Annotated in this window: 18 protein-coding genes; 9 read left to right on the top strand and 9 right to left on the bottom strand. The window is 48.6% G+C overall.

The annotated features are described in order from the left end of the window. Positions 1-100: 100 nt before the first annotated feature. The 8 genes from G451_RS0102920 (at position 101) to G451_RS0102885 (ending at position 7,531) form a co-directional block, all read left to right on the top strand. The gene (locus G451_RS0102920) at positions 101-910 is read left to right on the top strand and encodes a PAS domain-containing protein (protein WP_027183096.1); all 810 of its coding nucleotides are present in this window, start codon (positions 101-103) and stop codon (positions 908-910) included. Between the two features lie 62 nt (positions 911-972). Next, positions 973-1,470: an STAS domain-containing protein gene (locus G451_RS27190; RefSeq protein ID WP_034640510.1), complete on the top strand. Its 498-nt coding sequence runs from the start codon at positions 973-975 to the stop codon at positions 1,468-1,470. Beyond that, positions 1,424-1,879, top strand: coding sequence for an anti-sigma regulatory factor (locus G451_RS0102910; protein ID WP_211236323.1), 456 nt, complete (start codon positions 1,424-1,426; stop codon positions 1,877-1,879). Before G451_RS27190 ends, G451_RS0102910 begins: the two co-directional genes overlap by 47 nt. Next, the gene (locus G451_RS0102905; protein ID WP_027183094.1) at positions 1,866-2,456 is read left to right on the top strand and encodes a SpoIIE family protein phosphatase; all 591 of its coding nucleotides are present in this window, start codon (positions 1,866-1,868) and stop codon (positions 2,454-2,456) included. The genes G451_RS0102910 and G451_RS0102905 overlap by 14 nt, the downstream gene beginning before the upstream one ends. After that, positions 2,453-4,468, top strand: coding sequence for a PAS domain S-box protein (locus tag G451_RS32175; protein WP_051261065.1), 2,016 nt, complete (start codon positions 2,453-2,455; stop codon positions 4,466-4,468). The genes G451_RS0102905 and G451_RS32175 overlap by 4 nt, the downstream gene beginning before the upstream one ends. A 38-nt stretch (positions 4,469-4,506) precedes the next feature. After that, complete coding sequence (locus G451_RS0102895; protein WP_027183093.1) at positions 4,507-5,052, top strand: SiaB family protein kinase; 546 nt, start codon at positions 4,507-4,509, stop codon at positions 5,050-5,052. 21 nt (positions 5,053-5,073) lie between these two features. After that, positions 5,074-5,454, top strand: coding sequence for a DUF1987 domain-containing protein (locus G451_RS0102890; RefSeq protein ID WP_027183092.1), 381 nt, complete (start codon positions 5,074-5,076; stop codon positions 5,452-5,454). A 4-nt stretch (positions 5,455-5,458) separates the two neighbouring features. Continuing rightward, positions 5,459-7,531: an HD domain-containing phosphohydrolase gene (locus tag G451_RS0102885; RefSeq protein ID WP_084448330.1), complete on the top strand. Its 2,073-nt coding sequence runs from the start codon at positions 5,459-5,461 to the stop codon at positions 7,529-7,531. Between the two features lie 74 nt (positions 7,532-7,605). Here G451_RS0102885 and G451_RS0102880 read toward each other — a convergent pair whose 3' ends face one another. The 9 genes from G451_RS0102880 to G451_RS0102835 all read right to left on the bottom strand — a co-directional run bounded on the left by G451_RS0102880 (position 7,606) and on the right by G451_RS0102835 (position 17,284). Next, positions 7,606-8,427, bottom strand: coding sequence for an EAL domain-containing protein (locus tag G451_RS0102880; protein ID WP_245587760.1), 822 nt, complete (start codon positions 8,425-8,427; stop codon positions 7,606-7,608). Positions 8,428-8,862: 435 nt separating this feature from the next. Next, complete coding sequence (locus G451_RS0102875; protein ID WP_027183089.1) at positions 8,863-9,354, bottom strand: GNAT family N-acetyltransferase; 492 nt, start codon at positions 9,352-9,354, stop codon at positions 8,863-8,865. 76 nt (positions 9,355-9,430) lie between these two features. Next, complete coding sequence (locus tag G451_RS0102870; protein ID WP_027183088.1) at positions 9,431-9,778, bottom strand: cupin domain-containing protein; 348 nt, start codon at positions 9,776-9,778, stop codon at positions 9,431-9,433. A gap of 271 nt (positions 9,779-10,049) precedes the next feature. Beyond that, positions 10,050-11,024, bottom strand: a complete 975-nt coding sequence (locus G451_RS0102865) for an NAD(P)-dependent alcohol dehydrogenase (RefSeq protein WP_027183087.1) — start codon at positions 11,022-11,024, stop codon at positions 10,050-10,052. Positions 11,025-11,190: 166 nt separating this feature from the next. Beyond that, on the bottom strand, positions 11,191-13,629 hold the full coding sequence (locus tag G451_RS35260) for a Cache 3/Cache 2 fusion domain-containing protein (RefSeq protein ID WP_027183086.1): 2,439 nt from the start codon (positions 13,627-13,629) through the stop codon (positions 11,191-11,193). A 647-nt stretch (positions 13,630-14,276) separates the two neighbouring features. Continuing rightward, a complete protein-coding gene (locus G451_RS27180; protein WP_034640506.1) occupies positions 14,277-15,380 on the bottom strand; it encodes a radical SAM protein in 1,104 nt (367 codons plus the stop codon). A gap of 17 nt (positions 15,381-15,397) precedes the next feature. Beyond that, positions 15,398-16,246: a hypothetical protein gene (locus G451_RS0102845; protein WP_027183084.1), complete on the bottom strand. Its 849-nt coding sequence runs from the start codon at positions 16,244-16,246 to the stop codon at positions 15,398-15,400. 99 nt (positions 16,247-16,345) lie between these two features. After that, a complete protein-coding gene (locus tag G451_RS0102840) occupies positions 16,346-16,762 on the bottom strand; it encodes a hypothetical protein (protein ID WP_211236322.1) in 417 nt (138 codons plus the stop codon). A 3-nt stretch (positions 16,763-16,765) separates the two neighbouring features. Further along, positions 16,766-17,284: a nuclear transport factor 2 family protein gene (locus G451_RS0102835; RefSeq protein ID WP_027183082.1), complete on the bottom strand. Its 519-nt coding sequence runs from the start codon at positions 17,282-17,284 to the stop codon at positions 16,766-16,768. Between the two features lie 244 nt (positions 17,285-17,528). Between G451_RS0102835 and G451_RS32170 the strand changes: the two genes are divergently transcribed. After that, positions 17,529-18,668, top strand: a complete 1,140-nt coding sequence (locus tag G451_RS32170) for a M23 family metallopeptidase (RefSeq protein WP_051261064.1) — start codon at positions 17,529-17,531, stop codon at positions 18,666-18,668.

The following is an 18,668-nucleotide window of genomic DNA, read 5'->3' as shown; positions in this document are numbered from 1 at the left end:
TGACGCAGCACGTACATTTGTCGCATGAGTAATGAGATCAATATTATTCTGTGATAAAAAATTCATCACAACAGCACTGAGACAATAGAGGAGATACCTTATGTCTAAAGCTGACAATGAAGTGATTAACAATTTTGAAACAGATTTAGCAAAACGCGTACTGGAGCAAATTCCAACTCCCATCATGGCCATTAATAATGGTTTCGAAATTATTTTCATCAATACGGTTGGTCTCAACATGCTCGGTATGTCTTTGGAAGATACCAAGGGGCGGTATTGTTATGAACTCTTTAACTCAGAGCATTGCAATACACCAGAATGTTGCATGCGTCGCGCAATGGATGAAGGCAAGTCATTCATGGCCAGAAACGAATTGAATGTGAATGGACGTCGCATCCCCATCGAATACTCGGCAACGCCTCTCAAAGATGCTGACGGTCATTTAGTCGGTGGCCTGGAATACATCATTGACATCACCGAACGTGTCCGCGCGGAAAAAAAACTCAAAGAACAAAGTCGCACCATTCAAGAAATTTCCACTCCAGCCATTAGCTTATGGGAAGGCATTGTTGTTCTTCCTGTTGTCGGTGTGGTCGATTCCATGCGCGCCAAGCAAATGATGAACGCCATGCTTTCCAAGATTAAGGAAACCTCTGCCAAAATCATCATCTTGGACATTCAGGGGGTGGCTGCCGTTGACACTGCCGTTGCCAACCATCTGATCAAAATCACGAAAGCAACCAAGTTGATGGGCTGTCGCTGTATCATCTCAGGGATTTCTCCAGCCGTTGCTGAAGCCATTGTCCAACTCGGCATCGACCTTGGCGATATTGCCACCAACTCAAGCCTGAAAGATGCCCTTAGCGACGCATTCACCATGCTGAATTTTGACGTGCGCAAAGGCAAATAAACGAGGAATCTCCGTTCAAATCAACCAAAGGCATGCCCTGTCTTCCCGCAGATGGAGAATACATGACACAGTCCCGTGGAACGCGGCTTGATGAAAACGAAGGCATGCACATTGTGGAGGAAACCCTTATTGTTCCTGCCCCGGCCAACGCCACCGACACGGACTACGCGCAGCTCAAAAGAGGCATTCTCCACGCAGTGCACACGGCACATATCCGCCATGTCATTATTGATGTCTCCCGAATGCACTTCTTTGATCGAGTGATTTTTTCCACGTTGGCGGAAGGCGCTCGCATGACCAAACTCCTCGGAGCAATAACCGTCTTTGTTGGATTTCAACCCGGTGTTGTCTCGGCACTTATCGATATGGACATTCCCTGCGACGATCTTCTCTGCGCGTCCACGCTTGAAGATGGGCTTGCTTTGCACCGCTCTATGCGGTCGAGTTGTGCCACAGTGGAAGACGATGAGGACAAGAACGATGAAGGCGATGAAGTAACAGAAGAGCAACCAGATGACAGCGATGAAATCGACCACGACAACGACGGAACTTCCGTATGAAATCTGCCTTGAAATCAACGAGACATGCGATAATGCCCGCGCCATTACCATCGCACGAGACATGGCACGAACAATAGGTTTTGGCGAGTCCGATGAATTTCTTATAGCGACCGTTGTCTCCGAGCTGGCAACGAACATTTTTCGTTATGCTGGCGCGGGGCATATTACGTTGCGACGAATCCAAGAGGGCGAAAAGATAGGCATCGAAGTCATCGCGGTGGATTCCGGACCAGGCATTGCCGATGTTGAACAGGCCATGCAAGACCATTACACAACCGGTAAAAGCCTTGGTCTTGGGCTCCCCAGTGTCAAACGAATCATGGATGACTTCAGCATAAGTTCGCAAACAGGGTGCGGTACCACATGCCGAGCCCGAAAATGGCTGGACATACCATATGCCTCATATTGACTCTCATTGTGCCAATCTGGCTTTGAGCGGAAACCCAAACGAATCGGGAGATGCCGGCGTCATCATCGCCGACGAAGACACATGCTTCATTGCCTTGATTGATGTTCTTGGACATGGTCCCAAAGCCGCCGAACTGGCTTCCGTTGTTCAGGATTACCTCCGTGCACACAACCGGGAAAACCTTGATGTACTCGTGCAGGAACTGCACACTCACATCAAAAGATCTCGTGGATGTGTTCTTTTTGTGGGACGACTTGAAATTGCTTCAGGCTGGTTTTCCTTCACCGGCATTGGAAATATCAATGCCAAGATATTCACTATGGGTGATCACCGTACGCTGCTATCTCGCGACGGCATTGTCGGATATTCCATGGCAACACCACGCCTGACAAGAGTGCAGATAACTCCTCGAGACGTCATCATTCTCACGTCCGATGGCGTACGTTCTCACCTCAACCTTTTTGAACGCCCAGAACTCCTTCGTGGAAATGCCCAAAATATTGCCCAACAAATACTTTCTCAGTTCTCCAAAGAGAACGACGATGCCTCGTGTCTCGTTTTGAGGTATCTGAAATGATACAGCTTGGAACATTCGATATTCGAACGATCGAGACATTCAATGAAGGCCGACGTAAAATATTACGCTTGGCCAAAAGGCTCGGTTTTAACGAGATCGAAGGTTCCAGACTGGCTTCAATCTTTTCGGAGATAACGCGTCCAGAACCGGGATCCCCTCCCGTATCCGTCGCAATACGCCTTTCCATCACATCGGATGCGCCATCACTTGCTTTCCGTTTTTCATCTCTCTCATCTTTTCCTGGACATATCCGCCGTTTTTTTGATGTCGTTGAGTTCGACAGCCCTCACGCCATGCTCTGCTTGCGGCGTCTTCCCCGCGAACAGCTCCAACTTTCTGATGCCAATCTTGCAGAATTGCGCGACATGCTCGCCCGTCAGTCTCGTGAAGAACTCTTGCAGGCACTCAAAGAAAAAAATGACGCGCTTGAACAGGAAGTGACCGAACGACGACAAGCCGAAGAGGCTCTTCGGAGTGCTCAAGCTGAAATGACACAAATTTTCAATACGGCTGGCGGCGGTATGCGGGTCATCGACAACGACTTTACTGTTCTCAAGGTCAACAATGCTTTTGTTGAATTAACGGGTTACGATCGCGAAAGAATTATTGGGCAAAAATGCTTCACAATGTTCGGTGGACCGACCTGCAAAACAGCAGCGTGCCCATTGCACCGGATTCAAGCGGGAGAGCACCGTGTTGAGTTCACGACACGTAAGGCCAATAGCCAGGGAATCCCGATCTATTGCGATGTCAGCGTTACTCCCTTCACCTCATCGGAAGGTGAGCGACTTGGGATCATTGAAGACTTTCGCGATGTTACCGAGCGCGTCAAAGCCCAGGAACGTATCCAACAAAGCGAAAGCAAGTATCGAGAACTCGTTGAATCCGCGAAGAGTATCATTCTCAAGCTTGACCTGAACGGCTATATCACCTTTTTCAATGAATATGCGCAAACATTCTTTGGGTGGCGATCCGAAGACATCGTGGGACGACCGATTGTCGGTACCATTGTCCCTGCCTCGGAGGCCGGAGGCCGAGATTTAGAACAATTGATCAGCAACATCATCCAACATCCCGAACAATACGAAAAAAATGAAAACGAGAACATGTGTCGTGACGGCTCGCGCGTGTGGGTAAGCTGGACGAATCAAATTACCCTGGATGAACACACGGGAGACCCCACAGGCCTTCTCTGTATTGGCCTTGATGCCACTGAACGCAAAAAAGCCCAGGATAATCTGCACGACGCATTGGATATAATTTCCGGTAGTATTCGCTATGCAAGTCGCATCCAACGCGCCGTATTGCCCCCTGACGATGACTTTACCAACGTTTTTTCTCGTCACTTCATCATTTGGTATCCTCGTGACATTGTAGGCGGCGATATCTATTGGAGCGCAAAATGGGGTCAAGGCCACCTCTTCGCCTTGGGAGACTGCACCGGTCACGGCGTTCCAGGCGCATTCATGACACTCATTACGACAGGCGCCTTGTCACGAGCCCTTACCGAAGTCGAACCCGGATATCCTGGAAAATTACTGGGGCGTGCACACCAAATCGTGCAATCCAGGCTCAACCAACATACGGCAAACGGTGAATCCGATGACGGTATGGAACTCGGGCTATGTTATGTGGAGCCTGGAAATAATACGATGATCTATGCCGGAGCGCGCTTCCCTCTCTTTGTCGTTCAGGGTAAAAATATCGAAGAAATTAAACCCAATAAGAAAGGTATTGGCTATCGTGGCATCCCCCAAGAACAGCAATTTGAAGAACGTCGTATCCACCTTGAACCAGGACTTCGCCTGTATATGATTAGTGATGGTGTTTTCGACCAAATTGGTGGAGAGAAACGACGAGGTTTCGGAAAAAAACGCTTTAAGCACGCGTTGTTGTCGCTCGTCGATATTCCCTTTCCACAACATGGTCAGCGGCTTTACGCCATGTTGGAAGACTATCAGGGCGACGAAAGCCGACGTGACGACATTTCCATGCTTGGATTGGAGTTTTGAGCAACTGACAACGATACTTCTGTCATAGCGGAGGAACGATGCTGGCCGAAACCATGATGAATTTCAGAAACCAACTGCAGGAACAAGGCATTGCCTTTTGTTACTGTGGATTTATGACCGAAGATCTGTTGTTGGGCATCGGCAATACAATCAAAAGAAAATTGGAACATTCCGAAATTGATAAAAAAAAGAGCAAGTCGGTTTTTTCAATCTTTGTTGAGCAAATGCAGAATGTTATCCGCTATTCGGCCGAACGTGAAACCCAAGTCGACAAGGCGGAACTCAGCTATGGTATTGTTTCAGTCGGAGAAAGCGATGGTCAGGTATTCGTTACCTGCGGTAATGTTATTGAAGCCAACGACGTCCCCCGTCTTAAGGAAGGATTGGACAAAATCAAAAGTCTTGACAAAAAAGGCTTGAAAGCCCTCTGGAAGGAAACACTGAAAGGCGAAACCCCTGAGGGGAGTAAAGGGGCTGGAGTGGGTTTTATCGACATCGCCCGACGTGCTGAAGGAGGAATTGAATTTGATTTCGCGGAAATAGACGCATCTCGATCGTTTTTCACCATTAAGGCATTCATCTAAAGACACCAAGGTACTCCACCCATGAATACGTTGCAAATAAACACTACAGAACGCTCTCCCGAAATCTTCTTTGACTTCGACAATAACAATTTCATTATCAAAGGAGAATCCTACCCCGAAGATGTAAAGGAATTCTACGGGCCACCGCTCACCAAGTTGGAAGATTACCTGAACGACTTGGAAGATGCCGATGTTCGATTTACCTTCGAATTCATCTACTTCAATAGTAGCACGGCGAAAATTCTCATGGGTCTCTTCGAGTTGCTTGATGAAGTCGCCGAACGAGGGAATACCGTCAGCGTCATCTGGGTCTATGAAGAAGACGATGACAACATGGAGGAGCTCGGAGAGGAGTTCGGGGAAGATCTGGAGCACGCCACCTTCATCATGCAGGCGCAATAGTCCCATGGGTTTCGATACGTATCAGACCGAGCTCAAAGTCATCCAGCATGGCGAGTCTGTTCTGGGCCAGGCGGAAACAGCCGACTTCCCATCCGAATACAAGCAACTGCTCAAAAATTATTCCAAGTTGCTCAAAACGACCAACCGCTTGGTGCGCATGAGCGACCGGAGCGAAGAACGCCTCAAAGAGGCCAACGTCCAAATCCAGCACCAGCAAAAGGCACTGGAAAAAGCGCATCACAAGCTATCGGAACACGCCCAGAATCTCGAAGAAAAAGTCAAAGAACGCACCACGGAGCTTATGGCCGCGCAAGAAAAGCTCGAAGGCTTGGTGCGACTCGGTATTGCGCTTTCCATGGAACGCCAGCATGCCCGATTCATGGAAATGGTTGTACAGGGCCAGAAGGAACTGACCAACGCCGATGGTGGTATCCTGTTTTCCTTGCGTGACGAAAACCATCTCGCCTATGAAATTCTTCGCTTTGACACACTTGAATTACGCCTCGGCGGCCTTTCTGGTCGAAATGCCCCCGAAGAATGCATTTCACTGCGCGATGAGACAGGTAGGCCTCGTTATTTCAATCCCATCGCCCATGCCTTTCTGACCGAACGCACCATTAACGTGCCCAATATTTACGAAAGTACAGATTTCGATTTTCAGGACATCTTCGCATTCGACACAGCGCACGACTACCGATCACAGTCGTTCCTTGCTGTTCCGCTTAAACCGCGAAAAGGTGAAATCCTCGGTGTGCTTGTTCTCATCAATGCTCGTGTAAGCGGAACCAGCCGCATCGTTGCATTCAATGAGGATGCCGAACGATTCATCGAGGCGCTCGCCTCGCAAGCGGCGGTGGCTCAAGACAACAAAAACCTCATGCAAGCACAGACCAGCTTGCTCGACTCCATCATTCAAGTTCTTGCCGGAGCCATTGATACCAAATCGCCGTATACCGGCGGCCACTGCGCACGGGTACCAATCATTGGAAATCTGCTCGCCAAAGCGGTTTGCGAGACCAATGATGGCGCATTTGCCGATTTCGACATGACGGACGCGGAGTGGCGCGAATTTCATCTGGCAAGTTGGCTACACGACTGTGGGAAGGTAACAACGCCCGAATATGTTGTGGATAAAGCGACCAAACTCGAAACCATCTACAACCGTATTCACGAAATCCGCATGCGTTTCGAGATATTGCTCCGTGACGAAACCATTGCCTACCTTGAAGCTCTTGCGCAACCCGATGCCGACGCCGATGCCCTGAAAGCGGAACTCGACGCGAAAATACAAGCACTCCACGATGATTTTGCATTTGTTGCCGACTGCAATGTTGGTGGCGAGTTCATGAGTCCGGACAAAATCAATCGTCTTGAAGCCATCGCTCAAACACCATGGACCCGACATTTCAACGATCGTCTAGGCTTGTCACAAGCGGAATTGCTCCGCTATGCAAAAGTTCCGGAAGCGCCGCTCCCCGCGACCGAGCATCTGCTTGCTGATAAGAAAGAGCACATTATTCACCGCTCCAAAGGAGAAGCCAGTTACGATCCTAAAGAGTACGGCATCAATATGGAGCGTCCGCGTCATCTCTACAACTTGGGAGAACTCTACAATTTACGCATCGCACGGGGCACGCTGACGCCAGAAGAATTTTTCAAGATTAAAGAACACGCCATACATACGCTCATCATGCTGGAACAGCTCCCCTTTCCCAGACAACTCGCACGCGTCCCTCAATTTGCCGCCTGTCACCATGAGACCATGATCGGCACGGGCTATCCTCGTGGACTCGATCAAACAGCTCTGCCCGTCCAAGCCCGTATCCTGGCCATAGCCGATATCTTCGAAGCCCTCACCGCTTCAGACAGACCCTACAAGAAAGCCAAAACACTCAATGAAGCCTTACGCATCATGAGCTTCATGCGCAACGACGGCCACATCGACCCCGACTTGTTCAACCTCTTCCTCGAAAGCGGCATCTACCGCGTTTTCGCAGAAAAACACCTCAAATCCGAACAAATCGACGACGTTGATATTGTTAAATTTCTTCAGGTGGCTGTGGAATCAGAGGAGTGAGGAAAGAAATATATTTTGGGAGAAGACTGCTTTTCTTGCAATGCGCTACAGCGCAGAATAGCCGGTCCACGTCTCTACAAAATCCGAGGAGCAGGAGGAATTGGAGCAGGCTTTGCGAACAAATAACCTTGAACAAAATCGGCCCTATGTGACTTGATCCAATTCCATTCATCAATGGTTTCAACGCCTTCTGCTATACTCAATACGTTGAGATCGCGAGCTAATTGAAGAAGATTTTCAGTAATCTTCGCCTTGTAAAGATCCTTGTCCACGTGGCGGATCAGTTCAATGTCCAGTTTCATATAATCTGGCTTCAATTTCGAGAGTAAATTCAAAGAGCTATAGCCTGCCCCCATGTCATCTAAAGCAACTTTGAATCCACGATTTCGATAATAATCCAAAATACGAGTCAAATGTTCGGTATCACCGACATCTTCACTCTCAACAACCTCGAAAACGACCTGCTCGGAAGGTATTCCAGCCTTCTTGATGGCGGCAAGTGTTGTTTTAAGACAATATTCAGGTTTATAAATGGACGTTGGATTGAAGTTGATAAAGAGTTTTTTATCTATGCCGTGAAAGCTGGCCTCTCGTATCACTGCTAAACGACAAGCCCTGTCAAGGTTGAAAAGCAAGTCGGCGGACTTCGCCACACCAAATAATTTGTTTGGAGCAATATATGCGCCTGCCGAATCGATCCCTCGGGACAGGCATTCATAGCCGTACGCGACATCAGGCTGTGCTACCTGGACAATGGGTTGAAAAAAAGCGGTCAGCCGCTCTTCCTGCAGCAGATTTATAAGCCATGAACCTTGGAGACGGGCAACCAGGGAAGAAAGCTGTTGCATCCCAATAAAATCTTTCACCGTTGGCTCATATCCTTGGGCGAGAATCATTGTCTTGGTATCTTGCATCTCCAAATGACTGACATTACACAAAAATTCTTTACAAAAACGTTCAAGATCACCCTGACCATATTGTATTGCAAACACTCCAGGAGTATCGTGGGAAAAGATCATCTCCGCCTTGGATAAGTACGACTCCAAGGCCTCCATTGTTTCGTTGATAGGCGGAGCAAGATAGAGCACACCTGTTTCAGGCGGAGCCTCTGGAAGTCGTTCACATCGAGGGCAATTCTTTATCATCTGAAATTTCTCGTAATACCTTATAGTTCTTTAAACATAAGAAATTTTATGCCTGAAACGCAAAAGTCGCGTCAAGCATTGATCATATACGGTTACAAAAAAAACTCACTTTTACTGCTTCCCCATCAGACTCATACATCCGAAAGTCCTTTACCATATATCCTCAATACTGCATGCGTACGTGCGTTAGTAGCGCTTTTCCAGTATGTAACTCTCCTCAAGCATATCGCCAGCGTTTATGATTCTTACAATGCTGAATCCACATTTATTAATGTAAAAATGGTGATTTCGTTTGGAAAATCCAGGCGTTTCAGTTCTCCAAATTTTAGTATCCGGATATTTCTTTTCAATATTCTCCCATATTTTAAGCCCAATACCTTGATTTTGATATTTAGAGTCGATGAATATTGTTCCCAACGTGTTTTCATTGTTTTGAAAAATCCAAACAATATACATTCCGATAGGCGCTGAATCGAGTAAAACTATGGCTGCGGTGCTATCATCATGCAATGCCCATCTCCTTAAAAACTTGCCGTCGTCATAGCCAGGGGGGCCACCTTCCTCCTTGTTTAAATGGATTCTGGTATCCTCATCAAAGGAGCGTTTCATTATCACTGAAAGCGCTGAAATATCGTTTTCATTAAATTGGCGAAATGTTAACATTCCATTGAATGGCATTTCCTCCCCCCTACACAATTAAAAACAAATCTGGATAATGGATAAACAACCATATCATATCTCGATTCTATTCATTTTAACAATTCCTGCGAATTCGCTGTCCGCCGAAGGCATGGATCGTACGGGTTCCAGCTATGCATTTGCCCCATTGTTGCGTCCCTTTCGGAATAAACAGCTCATCTCCTGGATTAAGTACATATGATGTACCATTCATATAGACCGTATATCTTCCAAAAACACATACCATGTATTCGTCAAAATCATGGGCGTGTATTTTGGACGTTCGTTCCGTATGGCATGTCCAAAAAGCCATTTGGGAACCGTTTTTTCCTTCAAAGTAATAGCCTTCAATATCATCGGTATTTTGTTGACTGCTATCGATGCGATTCAAGGCGTTTTTCATAAATTCAGGAAAGTCATTCATGTTTGGCCTCCAACGTCCAAGTTGAACAATACACGACGCCAAAACAAGTATCTTTTGGAATAATAACTCCCCAAGAGTCAAAACGTCTAGCGCACGTGCCAAGAACAAACCGACGACGTCCATATTGTTAAATATCTTCTGACGTCTTTGGGGTTTGGGGAGGAAGGATGGGGAAAGAAACATGATCCAAACAACCGCATTACCTCCTGGTTGCTTGTAAGGATGATAATTTCACTTCGTGTCTACAGGTTGCAGAGGATCACAATGCGACTCAACGCACAGTGATGACGATTTTACCGATATGGCGCCCTTCGTTAAAGTACCGGAGGGCTTCAGGCACCTTGTCCAAGGAAAACGTTTTGTCGAGGACAGGAACAAGTTGATTTGTCTCCAGAAGCTCACCAAGCGAATCGAGACCTTTGCTTGGGCCGTCCATCACCACTTGAAATGGCATGCTGGTGTGCCTCAACGCCGCGTAATACTTGCCGAGCATAATACGAAGAATCCGGAATGTTTCACCACCGATCACGGCATATATGCCGCCCGGGGCCAAGGCCCGTTTGCACCTGGACAAAGGACGCGAGAGGTTGCAATCAATGATCAAATCATACAGGAAGCCGCGCTCGGCCCAGTCTTCTTGGGTGTAATCAAGCGTGTGGTCTGCCCCAATGGTTTTAATAGCGTCCAGCTTGTGTGGCGCGTCCACCCCCGTCACTTCTGCGCCATCCAGTTTGGCAAGCTGGATGGCAAACGATCCCACTCCGCCTCCTGCTCCGTTTATCAATACTTTATGATCTGACCGCACAACTTTTTTTTTACGATATCCTCCCAGCGCAAGAACACCAGCTTGAGGTACAGCCGCTGCCTGCACAAAGGAGAGGTTTGCAGGCTTGCGTTCGACGAACGTCTCGCGGATGCAGGCCAATTCGGCAAATCCGCCCCAGCAATCCCACAGATCTCCGAAGACCTCATCTCCGGGTTTGAACCGTGTAACGCTCGGGCCGATTGATTCCACCACTCCGGCGATATCAGCACCGAGTCGCTGCTTACCCAATTTTGGCCTAAACAACCCGAACATAGCGCGATTGGCAAAAGGCACACCACTGAAATATTCCCAATCCCACGAATTGACGGAAGACGCATGAACACGCACAAGCAATTCGTCTTCTTTGGGCTGAGGGTCAGGAACATCCAGAAGTTCAAGATGCTCAAGAGACTTGTATTGAGTAAAAACTAGAGCTTTCATGGGTATTGTATTCGTTGAGGTTGTGTCTTCACGAAAATCGTGTGTCTCACACCGCATGAAAAGCAGTAAATACCCCTGTCAGCAAAACATACAAAGTGGATTCACCGAGAGTCCATAATCTCAAGGTAGCCTCCTTATCTGCCCACGATTCATAGCCCAATCCCCACTACATCGGCAACGCAACAGCTCCATCTTCCTCACCAATGGTTTTGATCAACTCTTTGAGATTGTTTGAAAGATTGGTCAGCTCCAAAATGCTGTCGTTGGCTTGGTTCATTTGTTCGCTTGTTCTGCCGGAAATAGAGTTGATTTCTTCCACGGAACGGCTGATTTCTTCGAAGGCGGCGGATTGTTCTTCTGAGGACGCGGCAATGGCGGAGACTTGTCCGGCGGTGCCTTCGGCGATACTTACGATCTCGGCGAGTGACATACCGGATTGTTCGGCAAGTCCGGTGGTTTTTTCCACGGCCTGTGCTGCGGCTTCGGTTCCTTGCAGAGACTTTTGTGTCTCTGTCTGAATCTCATTAATGGCCTGCCCCACTTCTTTGGTCGCGTGCATCGTTTTTTCGGCGAGTTTACGGACTTCATCGGCGACCACGGCAAATCCACGTCCGGCTTCACCAGCTCGTGCGGCTTCAATAGCGGCATTAAGTGCCAGGAGATTGGTTTGATCGGCAATGTCTTCGATCACTGTAATAATCTGTCCAATGGACTGCGCTCGCGTCCCAAGTGAATCCATATCGCCTTTCAAAGTTTCAGCGTGTCGCTTCACATCACGAATCGCTTCAATCATTTGGCGAACAACACCTTCCCCTTCGATCGCCTTGTCCTTGGCTTTTTCCGCACTCTTTGCTGCATCTGCCGCACTCTGCGTTATTTCCAAAGAAATGGAATTCATCTCTTCCATAATAGCGCTGGTCTCCTGGGCATAAAACAATTGATCCGTAGCACCTTTGTTAGCCTGATCGACCTGATCTTGCAGTTCGCTTGCCGACTCCGAGATATGTTCTGCGATATCGTCGGCATGGCCCGCCATATCTTCAATTTGTCGATTCTTTTCCCGTAATTCCTGCTCCTGCTCGCGGATATGTGTCAGATCGAAAAACAACACGAAGGTTCCCAAGGGCATCGCATCCAAATCATAAATCGGCGTGGTACCCACGCTTACAACTCGTTCATTCCCATTTTGGGTGACAATGTTGATTTCACGGAATTGGTTACCTTGCGAAGTGAACATCGTAGTGGCTTGTTGAGACTGCCCACGAAAAAGTGTTTCTTCTATGGATTTTCCATAGAGCGATTCGGGAGCGCTTCCGTGTTCAAATAAATCAACCACATGTTGATTGGCATATGAAATAGCGTGTTCCGGAGTAATAATGACACATGGCGACGATGCCGAAATGCCGTCGAGCACCCCCTGAGAAAAACCGAGACGTTCCTTCATTTGCCCCACCATGGTGTGCACAGCATCAATCGTTCGCGCAATGACATCATTGGCGGTATACTGGATATCGGCGTCATAATTTCCGCCGGCAACGTCGGCTGTATATTTGCTGAGCTTGCTGAGCGGTTTGGTAAAAATATTCGTAAGAAAAAACGTGACTACAGCGGCCAGGAGAAGCAATACAACGCCTACAAGAGCCGTTGACCACAACATTTTCGTGTCGGCTCCTCGCAACATGTGGTCATCAGCCATACCGACCACAAAGTACCAATCCCATGCAGGAAAATATTGAATATAGACCGTCTGGGGTTTTCCATCCGTATAGGACAGAAAACCATTTTTCACACCCAAAAGAACTGCTTGGTCCAAACCAAGATCAGCCAACAATTTGCCTTCTTTGGCATGATCAGGGTGGACCATGACGACACCGTCCCCATTGAACGCATAGGCAAAGCCTTCACCCCCGACATTTGTTCCAAGCACACTGCGCCGTACCGCGTCAGTCAAGATGGGCTCTCCGACATAGAGAGCACCCACCACTCTCCCCTGCGTATCTTCAATCGGTTTATAGGCCGAGATATACCACTGATCGACAACAAAAGCGCGGCCATGATACGGGCGCTTGTTCGTAATGGCCTTGTATACCGGACTCTCTTCAGAAATAAATGTCCCAATGGCGCGCTTGCCATTTTTGGTTCTGACATTTGTCCCTATGCGAATCATTTTTCCCTTGTCCAACTGAAAAATCGTGGCTGTAGCGCCGTCTCGCAGTTGCCAACCATCAATGGCGGTGGCATTGGCCAAGACAGTCGATCCAGCTTTCAATGTCGGCAGTGCTATCGTTTGAGATTGCTCCGTCGCTTGATTGATCACGGTCCAGTATTTCGTCTCATTCGTATCGAGCGAAATCGGCCCCAACGCTTTGATCTTTTCCGCAAACAACGCAAGGTCGGATTCAACGCTCTGTTGTGTCGCTTCACTTTGTGACTGCATGTCATTGTATATCGTTTCAGTAAATGCTTTGATATTTTTCCGAGCAAGCTCAATCAAAGACTGACGAGCTTCCCACACATTGATCACGGCAAGGGACACAATCGTTGCCGCCAAGAGACCAAGAGTCATAAGTATAATTCTTAATTCGAATGGCATTCTACGAAACATAGTGAATTTCCTTTTATTGACTTGCAGTCTGACACTAAACAAATAAAGAATTAATCCAGCAAAATCATTGCCATTCAGGCAAAACGCAACAATATGAAGCGACTACATCATCATTGTATAGAATACGTTATAAAAAATACATCAAAAATGGGTCATAAAAAACCATCAAAAAAGCACAAAACTCAACACTAAACATAACACACTAATATGAATGACTTTTTATTGTGTCATTTTGAGACACAGTAAACAAAAAGGTGAGGCAATTTCAGACAGGAGTCGTGATTTATTCGTATACAGTGATTGTTTTTTATAAAAAATTTATGACGAACAGAGGGAACGATCTCCTGCAAGACTTCTGTCGACCCGATGCGTGTTTTATTGTCAATTCAAGGCTAGAAAATGTGACGCTCGATTACGATCATCGTTGTCACACCGTTGAGGTAGAATGGGATGAAATAAAGCGATGCTTAAAGGTAACGTGTCAATTCAAACATGCCGGGGATGCAATCGCCAATAAAAAATTCTTTCTTCCTGAAACGCAAAAACTCTATTTCGACCCTCAAAGGGGATACCTTGACCCAGGAAGTCTCAACATTAAAAAAGTCATTCTGGATGCGAAACACATCCCATAAACCGTATATACAGCCTTACGCCCCCACACCCGGCTCAGCCTGTTCGGCATAGTCGAACAGTTTGTAATACAATTCGCAATATGGATCTTTGCGTTCCAAGGTTCCCATGGCGGTGTAGGTCCGCACCGGACAGCCGCCATGGCAGAGGGCGAGGTGTTTGCAGGTGAGGCAGTCTTCTTTTGCCAGAATCGATGCCGGACGTTTGGCGAGGCGTGCGGCAAAAGGACTGATGAAGAGTTTGGCGAGGTCTGGCGTATCGAGCAGGTTGCCGAAGCGGGATTCGGGATAGCTTGTCACCCAGCAATCGCATTGCGCGACATTGCCCATAGGATCGATGGCAACGAACTCTTTCAGGCAATTCGGCCGCCAGAGACACGGCAGGCATTTTTCCGCATGGTGAAAGGCTGCTTCAAGCACGTCGAACGGTCCTATACGAACGTGTGGAGCCTGATTGCGGCGAAGAATATCGAGTCCGATCAGAAAGTCGGCCAAATCCAGTGCGTCAAGGGTTTGTCCAGCGTCTTTCCCCGGTCCTCCCGGAAACGGTGTGTTGAGTTGAAAACTCGTAATGCCGAGCGTATTGACCATGTGGTCAAGGAATGCCGCTGGCCCCAACTCCAGGGTTTGCCGATTGGGCAAACTGATGACACCAAGTTCAATGCCGTCGGCACGCGCAACATCAGCGCGATCTCGCCAGGCCGCTTCATACTCTTCAGCCGGCTGACCAACCGCCCGGCGGTGCAGGTTGGGGTAGTCGAGCGATGTCCCCAGCACTCCACCAAAAAAATGAAAAACGATGTCACGATAGGACGTATCATAGCCGAGTAAATTCGTTTGTCCGGCATGATGCACCCGCACGCCTGCATTGCGGGCTACTTGTTCTATGAGGGTGTCGGCGCGCTCAAACCAGGCTGGGGGCAAACACAGAATGTCACCACCCTGCCAGTTGACTTCGACATATTCCGCAGCAATGGCGTTGGCGTAATCACAGATAGTCTCCATGATTGTTGCCAAATCGTCATGTCGCATATCCACGGCCAATTTGTTTTCGAAGCAGTAGTCACAGGCTGCGTTGCAGCGCAATGTGGGCATGAGAATAATGGAGAAGGATCTGGCCATATAAAAAATTGGGTCGGTTAGTGCGAAGCAGAATCAACGTCGTCCTGTGCGTGACGCACATCTTCGGCAAGTTGCTCGGCTGCATCAAGAATAACATCGAACAGACTATGAAATGCTGAACAGTCGGCCGTGGGATCATGCCATTTGAAATACCCGCGACACACAGGACCGTGCTCGCACTCAAAGCATGCCGGTGCATATTTTTCGATCTGCTCATCACGGTAGGCAAAAAGATCCTGGGGTTTCACCTGTCGTTCCGTCAGAATCCAAGCCAAGCGGGACGACACCGTTTCCAGTCCTGTATCCGTGATATATCGACTCGTTGCCGGGTTCTCTTCCTGAATATCAAACAAATCCACAGGCGTTTGATGATAGCAGGTATGCAGGAGACCATGGTAGAAATCGATGGGCTGTGTCAAACTCCGTCGGTATAACGCAAGTTCCAATCCTGCGACGAGTTCTTCAGCCCCAGCCGTGCCCGACAAAGGAATCTCCAAAGCAACGGCCATATCAAGCGATGCCGCAATGCTAAGACCTGATACAAACCCAGGAATACAATTGAGACGTACACGGACCGGCCGGGAAGCGGTGAGTTGTGCCAAATCATAGAGTTTTGCCGGTTCGTCCTGGAGACCGGCAACGATTTCGACAGGAACCCCATCTGGAATCGGAACAAAGTCAGCCAGATCATGGTCGAACCCGGCAAGTTCAAGGCCGATGAGTTTCTGGCTATTGATATGGGGCATTCCTTCGATAAGTTCGGTAACGGTATGTCCCCGTAATACGCACGATTGCTCTGCATAGGACGAAATCAACCGAACCGGCACATTATACCATGGCCGCGCTAAGGACATGTCTTCTTGCATAATTCACTCTATGTTGTGACCGAATACTTGGCTCCCTCATCCTCGTGAGAGAGCGCAACGGGCATCTCATAGAGGTAAAGAAGAGATGCCCATTGCATGTTACCTGCGTCGGTTGACCCAAGATCCGCCGCGACCGTATCCTCGGTTGTTCACCCAGGAACCGCCACCCCAGCCGCCACGACGATTTACCCATCCACCGCCGCCACGGTTCACCCAACCGCCGCCATTCACCCAACCGGGACCACCGAGGTTCACCCAGTGTCCACCCACGTTTGCCCAGCCTCCACCAGGCATCATGGGACCGCGTCGATTGATCCAACCGGCTTCAGCCTTTTTCTCCGGTAAAGCCAAAACAGAGCCGAAAACGGCAACGGCCACCGCCGCCTGAGACCAACGTCCCAAACGCTTCAAAAAGCAGCGTCGGGATATCTGGTCGGGAGAATCCGGAGAAATCGTATCCATGTCGTCTGATGCAGCAATGTCCTGCACCAGATGTTCTTCATCTTTCTTGTGCATGGACTACTCCTTCTGAGCCGTTTCAGTCATCTGGTCTGCTCCGACCACATTGGAAAAATGAAATGTCTGAAACTTCCAGCCGGTTTTCTCTTTCACGAGTACAGCCGATACATTGAGCATGAAGCCGGTTTCGTCCTTTCCCCGTTGTTCGGTATACGAGCATACCGCCGTAACCCAAGCGATATCTTCTTTCGTGCCCCCCATGACAAATGGGCATTCGCGTTTTGTTTTGCCCTTGTCAAAATCCTTAAAAAAGTGGCTATAGGCATCTTTAATTTCTTCTTTCCCTACCCACAGTTCACCGGGGCCGGTTCCCATGAGCACAGGATCGGTATCGGAGAACGATTTCAGAACGGCATTGATGTCTTTCTCAGCCATCGCCTTATCATGGGCATCAAGCATAGCTTTGATTTCAGACTTTGTTTCGGACTTGGCTTCATCGGTTGCCGCCAACACGGTTCCCGCACCAAAAGCCATCATGAGCATCAAGGCACACAACGCTAGGCAGAAGGATCGTTTCATGGTTTTCTCCTTGTTCAAATAAACATCACGTTATTTCTTCAAGCGATAGCTCTGTTTCTTACGGCATTTCCTGCTCTGCGACAATCACCAACTTGCATTTTCTTGAAAAGACAACCTGCACAAAGAAAAAATACATGGACGTAGACGAAATTTCTGCAATACTTTATTCTGATAAAACTGCCCTGTCCCGACATTCCATGTTGTCGTGGAAGAATCTGTACAACAGCAACCCTGCGAGGAGAACATGAGCCGTCTGCGTGTTTCCATCCTGTGTGTCGTCACCATACTGATGACAATGCCATTCCAGCTTTTTGCTGCCTCTCTCACCGACATCCAACCCATCGTTCGACAAGCTCCTGTCCCCTTTCCGTTGTCCGGCAAAACGGTTTTGGCGTATGAAGTCGCCTTCAACGATCCCCGGCCTCTCGGACTTGAACTTGTGGCTTGCACGGTGACGAACCAAGACGGAAAAACCGTCGCTTCGTATGATGGTTCCACGTTAAACGAGATGGTCAAACTTCCCGATGACCGCAAAGTCACGGAACGGGCCAAGCAATTCAGCGGCATTCTGCTGCGTCCGGTCATCTTTCTCTGGCTTTCTTTTTCATCGGACGAACCTGTTCCCACCGCACTCGGCCACCAACTCGTTTTTGCCGACAAGGACGGAACCCAAGCAACAATTTCCGTCCCCAACATCGAATTATCCGCTTCCGCACCGGCAGCGCTCCCGTCTCCCCTCACCGGACCGAATTGGGTCGCCACCGCCGCCTTTGCCAACGATACCTATCACCGTCGTTCTCTGATTCTCATTGATGGGAAAAACTATCTCGCGCAACGCTTTGCCGTGGATTTCGTCCAGTATGACAACAAAGGCCGGCTTTTTACAGGAAATCGATCAAAGAATGAAAGCTATCCATATTATGGCGCGCCTGTGCTTTCCGTTGCCAAAGCCACAGTCTGCCATATCTACGACGGTGTTCCCGACAATACGCCGGGTGAATTTCCACCTCATGACGCGTTAACGCGTGATTCCGTTCCCGGAAACCACGTCATCCTTGATCTCGGCGAGGGTCGATACGCACTGTACGGGCACCTCATCCCGGGAAGTATCACCGTCAAAACCGGACAAGCTGTCGATGTGGGCGATGTCCTTGCGCGCTTGGGAAATTCAGGAAATTCGGATGCCCCGCATCTCCATTTTCATCTTTGCGACGCATGCGATGCGCTTGCCTGTGAAGGCCTGCCCTTTGCGTTGAACCGCTATACAGCAGTGGGAACCGCTGTTCCCGATATCTATGAACAGGGTTTCGGGATGACATCGCATACGCCCATGCCTGCCGTACTGACAGCGATGCCCAACTTGACCGTCATGGATATGAAATAA

This window comes from Desulfovibrio inopinatus DSM 10711, assembly GCF_000429305.1.
Taxonomy (GTDB): Bacteria; Desulfobacterota; Desulfovibrionia; order Desulfovibrionales; family Desulfovibrionaceae; genus Alteridesulfovibrio; species Alteridesulfovibrio inopinatus.
The sequence above is the reverse complement of the archived record's forward strand: the minus strand, read 5'-3'. Positions and strand labels throughout refer to the sequence as shown.

What these genes read in the sequence shown, in the direction of transcription:
- G451_RS0102870 (WP_027183088.1), bottom strand. Translation starts at nt 9,778, where the DNA reads ATGAATGACTTTCCTGAATTTATGAAAAACGCCTTGAATCGCATCGAT.
- G451_RS0102885 (WP_084448330.1), top strand. Translation starts at nt 5,459, where the DNA reads ATGGGTTTCGATACGTATCAGACCGAGCTCAAAGTCATCCAGCATGGC.
- G451_RS32175 (WP_051261065.1), top strand. Translation starts at nt 2,453, where the DNA reads ATGATACAGCTTGGAACATTCGATATTCGAACGATCGAGACATTCAAT.
- G451_RS35260 (WP_027183086.1), bottom strand. Translation starts at nt 13,629, where the DNA reads ATGTTTCGTAGAATGCCATTCGAATTAAGAATTATACTTATGACTCTT.
- G451_RS0102845 (WP_027183084.1), bottom strand. Translation starts at nt 16,246, where the DNA reads ATGCAAGAAGACATGTCCTTAGCGCGGCCATGGTATAATGTGCCGGTT.
- G451_RS0102890 (WP_027183092.1), top strand. Translation starts at nt 5,074, where the DNA reads ATGAATACGTTGCAAATAAACACTACAGAACGCTCTCCCGAAATCTTC.
- G451_RS0102835 (WP_027183082.1), bottom strand. Translation starts at nt 17,284, where the DNA reads ATGAAACGATCCTTCTGCCTAGCGTTGTGTGCCTTGATGCTCATGATG.
- G451_RS0102840 (WP_211236322.1), bottom strand. Translation starts at nt 16,762, where the DNA reads ATGCACAAGAAAGATGAAGAACATCTGGTGCAGGACATTGCTGCATCA.
- G451_RS0102910 (WP_211236323.1), top strand. Translation starts at nt 1,424, where the DNA reads ATGACAGCGATGAAATCGACCACGACAACGACGGAACTTCCGTATGAA.
- G451_RS0102920 (WP_027183096.1), top strand. Translation starts at nt 101, where the DNA reads ATGTCTAAAGCTGACAATGAAGTGATTAACAATTTTGAAACAGATTTA.
- G451_RS0102905 (WP_027183094.1), top strand. Translation starts at nt 1,866, where the DNA reads ATGCCTCATATTGACTCTCATTGTGCCAATCTGGCTTTGAGCGGAAAC.
- G451_RS0102865 (WP_027183087.1), bottom strand. Translation starts at nt 11,024, where the DNA reads ATGAAAGCTCTAGTTTTTACTCAATACAAGTCTCTTGAGCATCTTGAA.
- G451_RS0102895 (WP_027183093.1), top strand. Translation starts at nt 4,507, where the DNA reads ATGCTGGCCGAAACCATGATGAATTTCAGAAACCAACTGCAGGAACAA.
- G451_RS0102875 (WP_027183089.1), bottom strand. Translation starts at nt 9,354, where the DNA reads ATGCCATTCAATGGAATGTTAACATTTCGCCAATTTAATGAAAACGAT.
- G451_RS27180 (WP_034640506.1), bottom strand. Translation starts at nt 15,380, where the DNA reads ATGGCCAGATCCTTCTCCATTATTCTCATGCCCACATTGCGCTGCAAC.
- G451_RS27190 (WP_034640510.1), top strand. Translation starts at nt 973, where the DNA reads ATGACACAGTCCCGTGGAACGCGGCTTGATGAAAACGAAGGCATGCAC.
- G451_RS32170 (WP_051261064.1), top strand. Translation starts at nt 17,529, where the DNA reads ATGAGCCGTCTGCGTGTTTCCATCCTGTGTGTCGTCACCATACTGATG.
- G451_RS0102880 (WP_245587760.1), bottom strand. Translation starts at nt 8,427, where the DNA reads ATGATTCTCGCCCAAGGATATGAGCCAACGGTGAAAGATTTTATTGGG.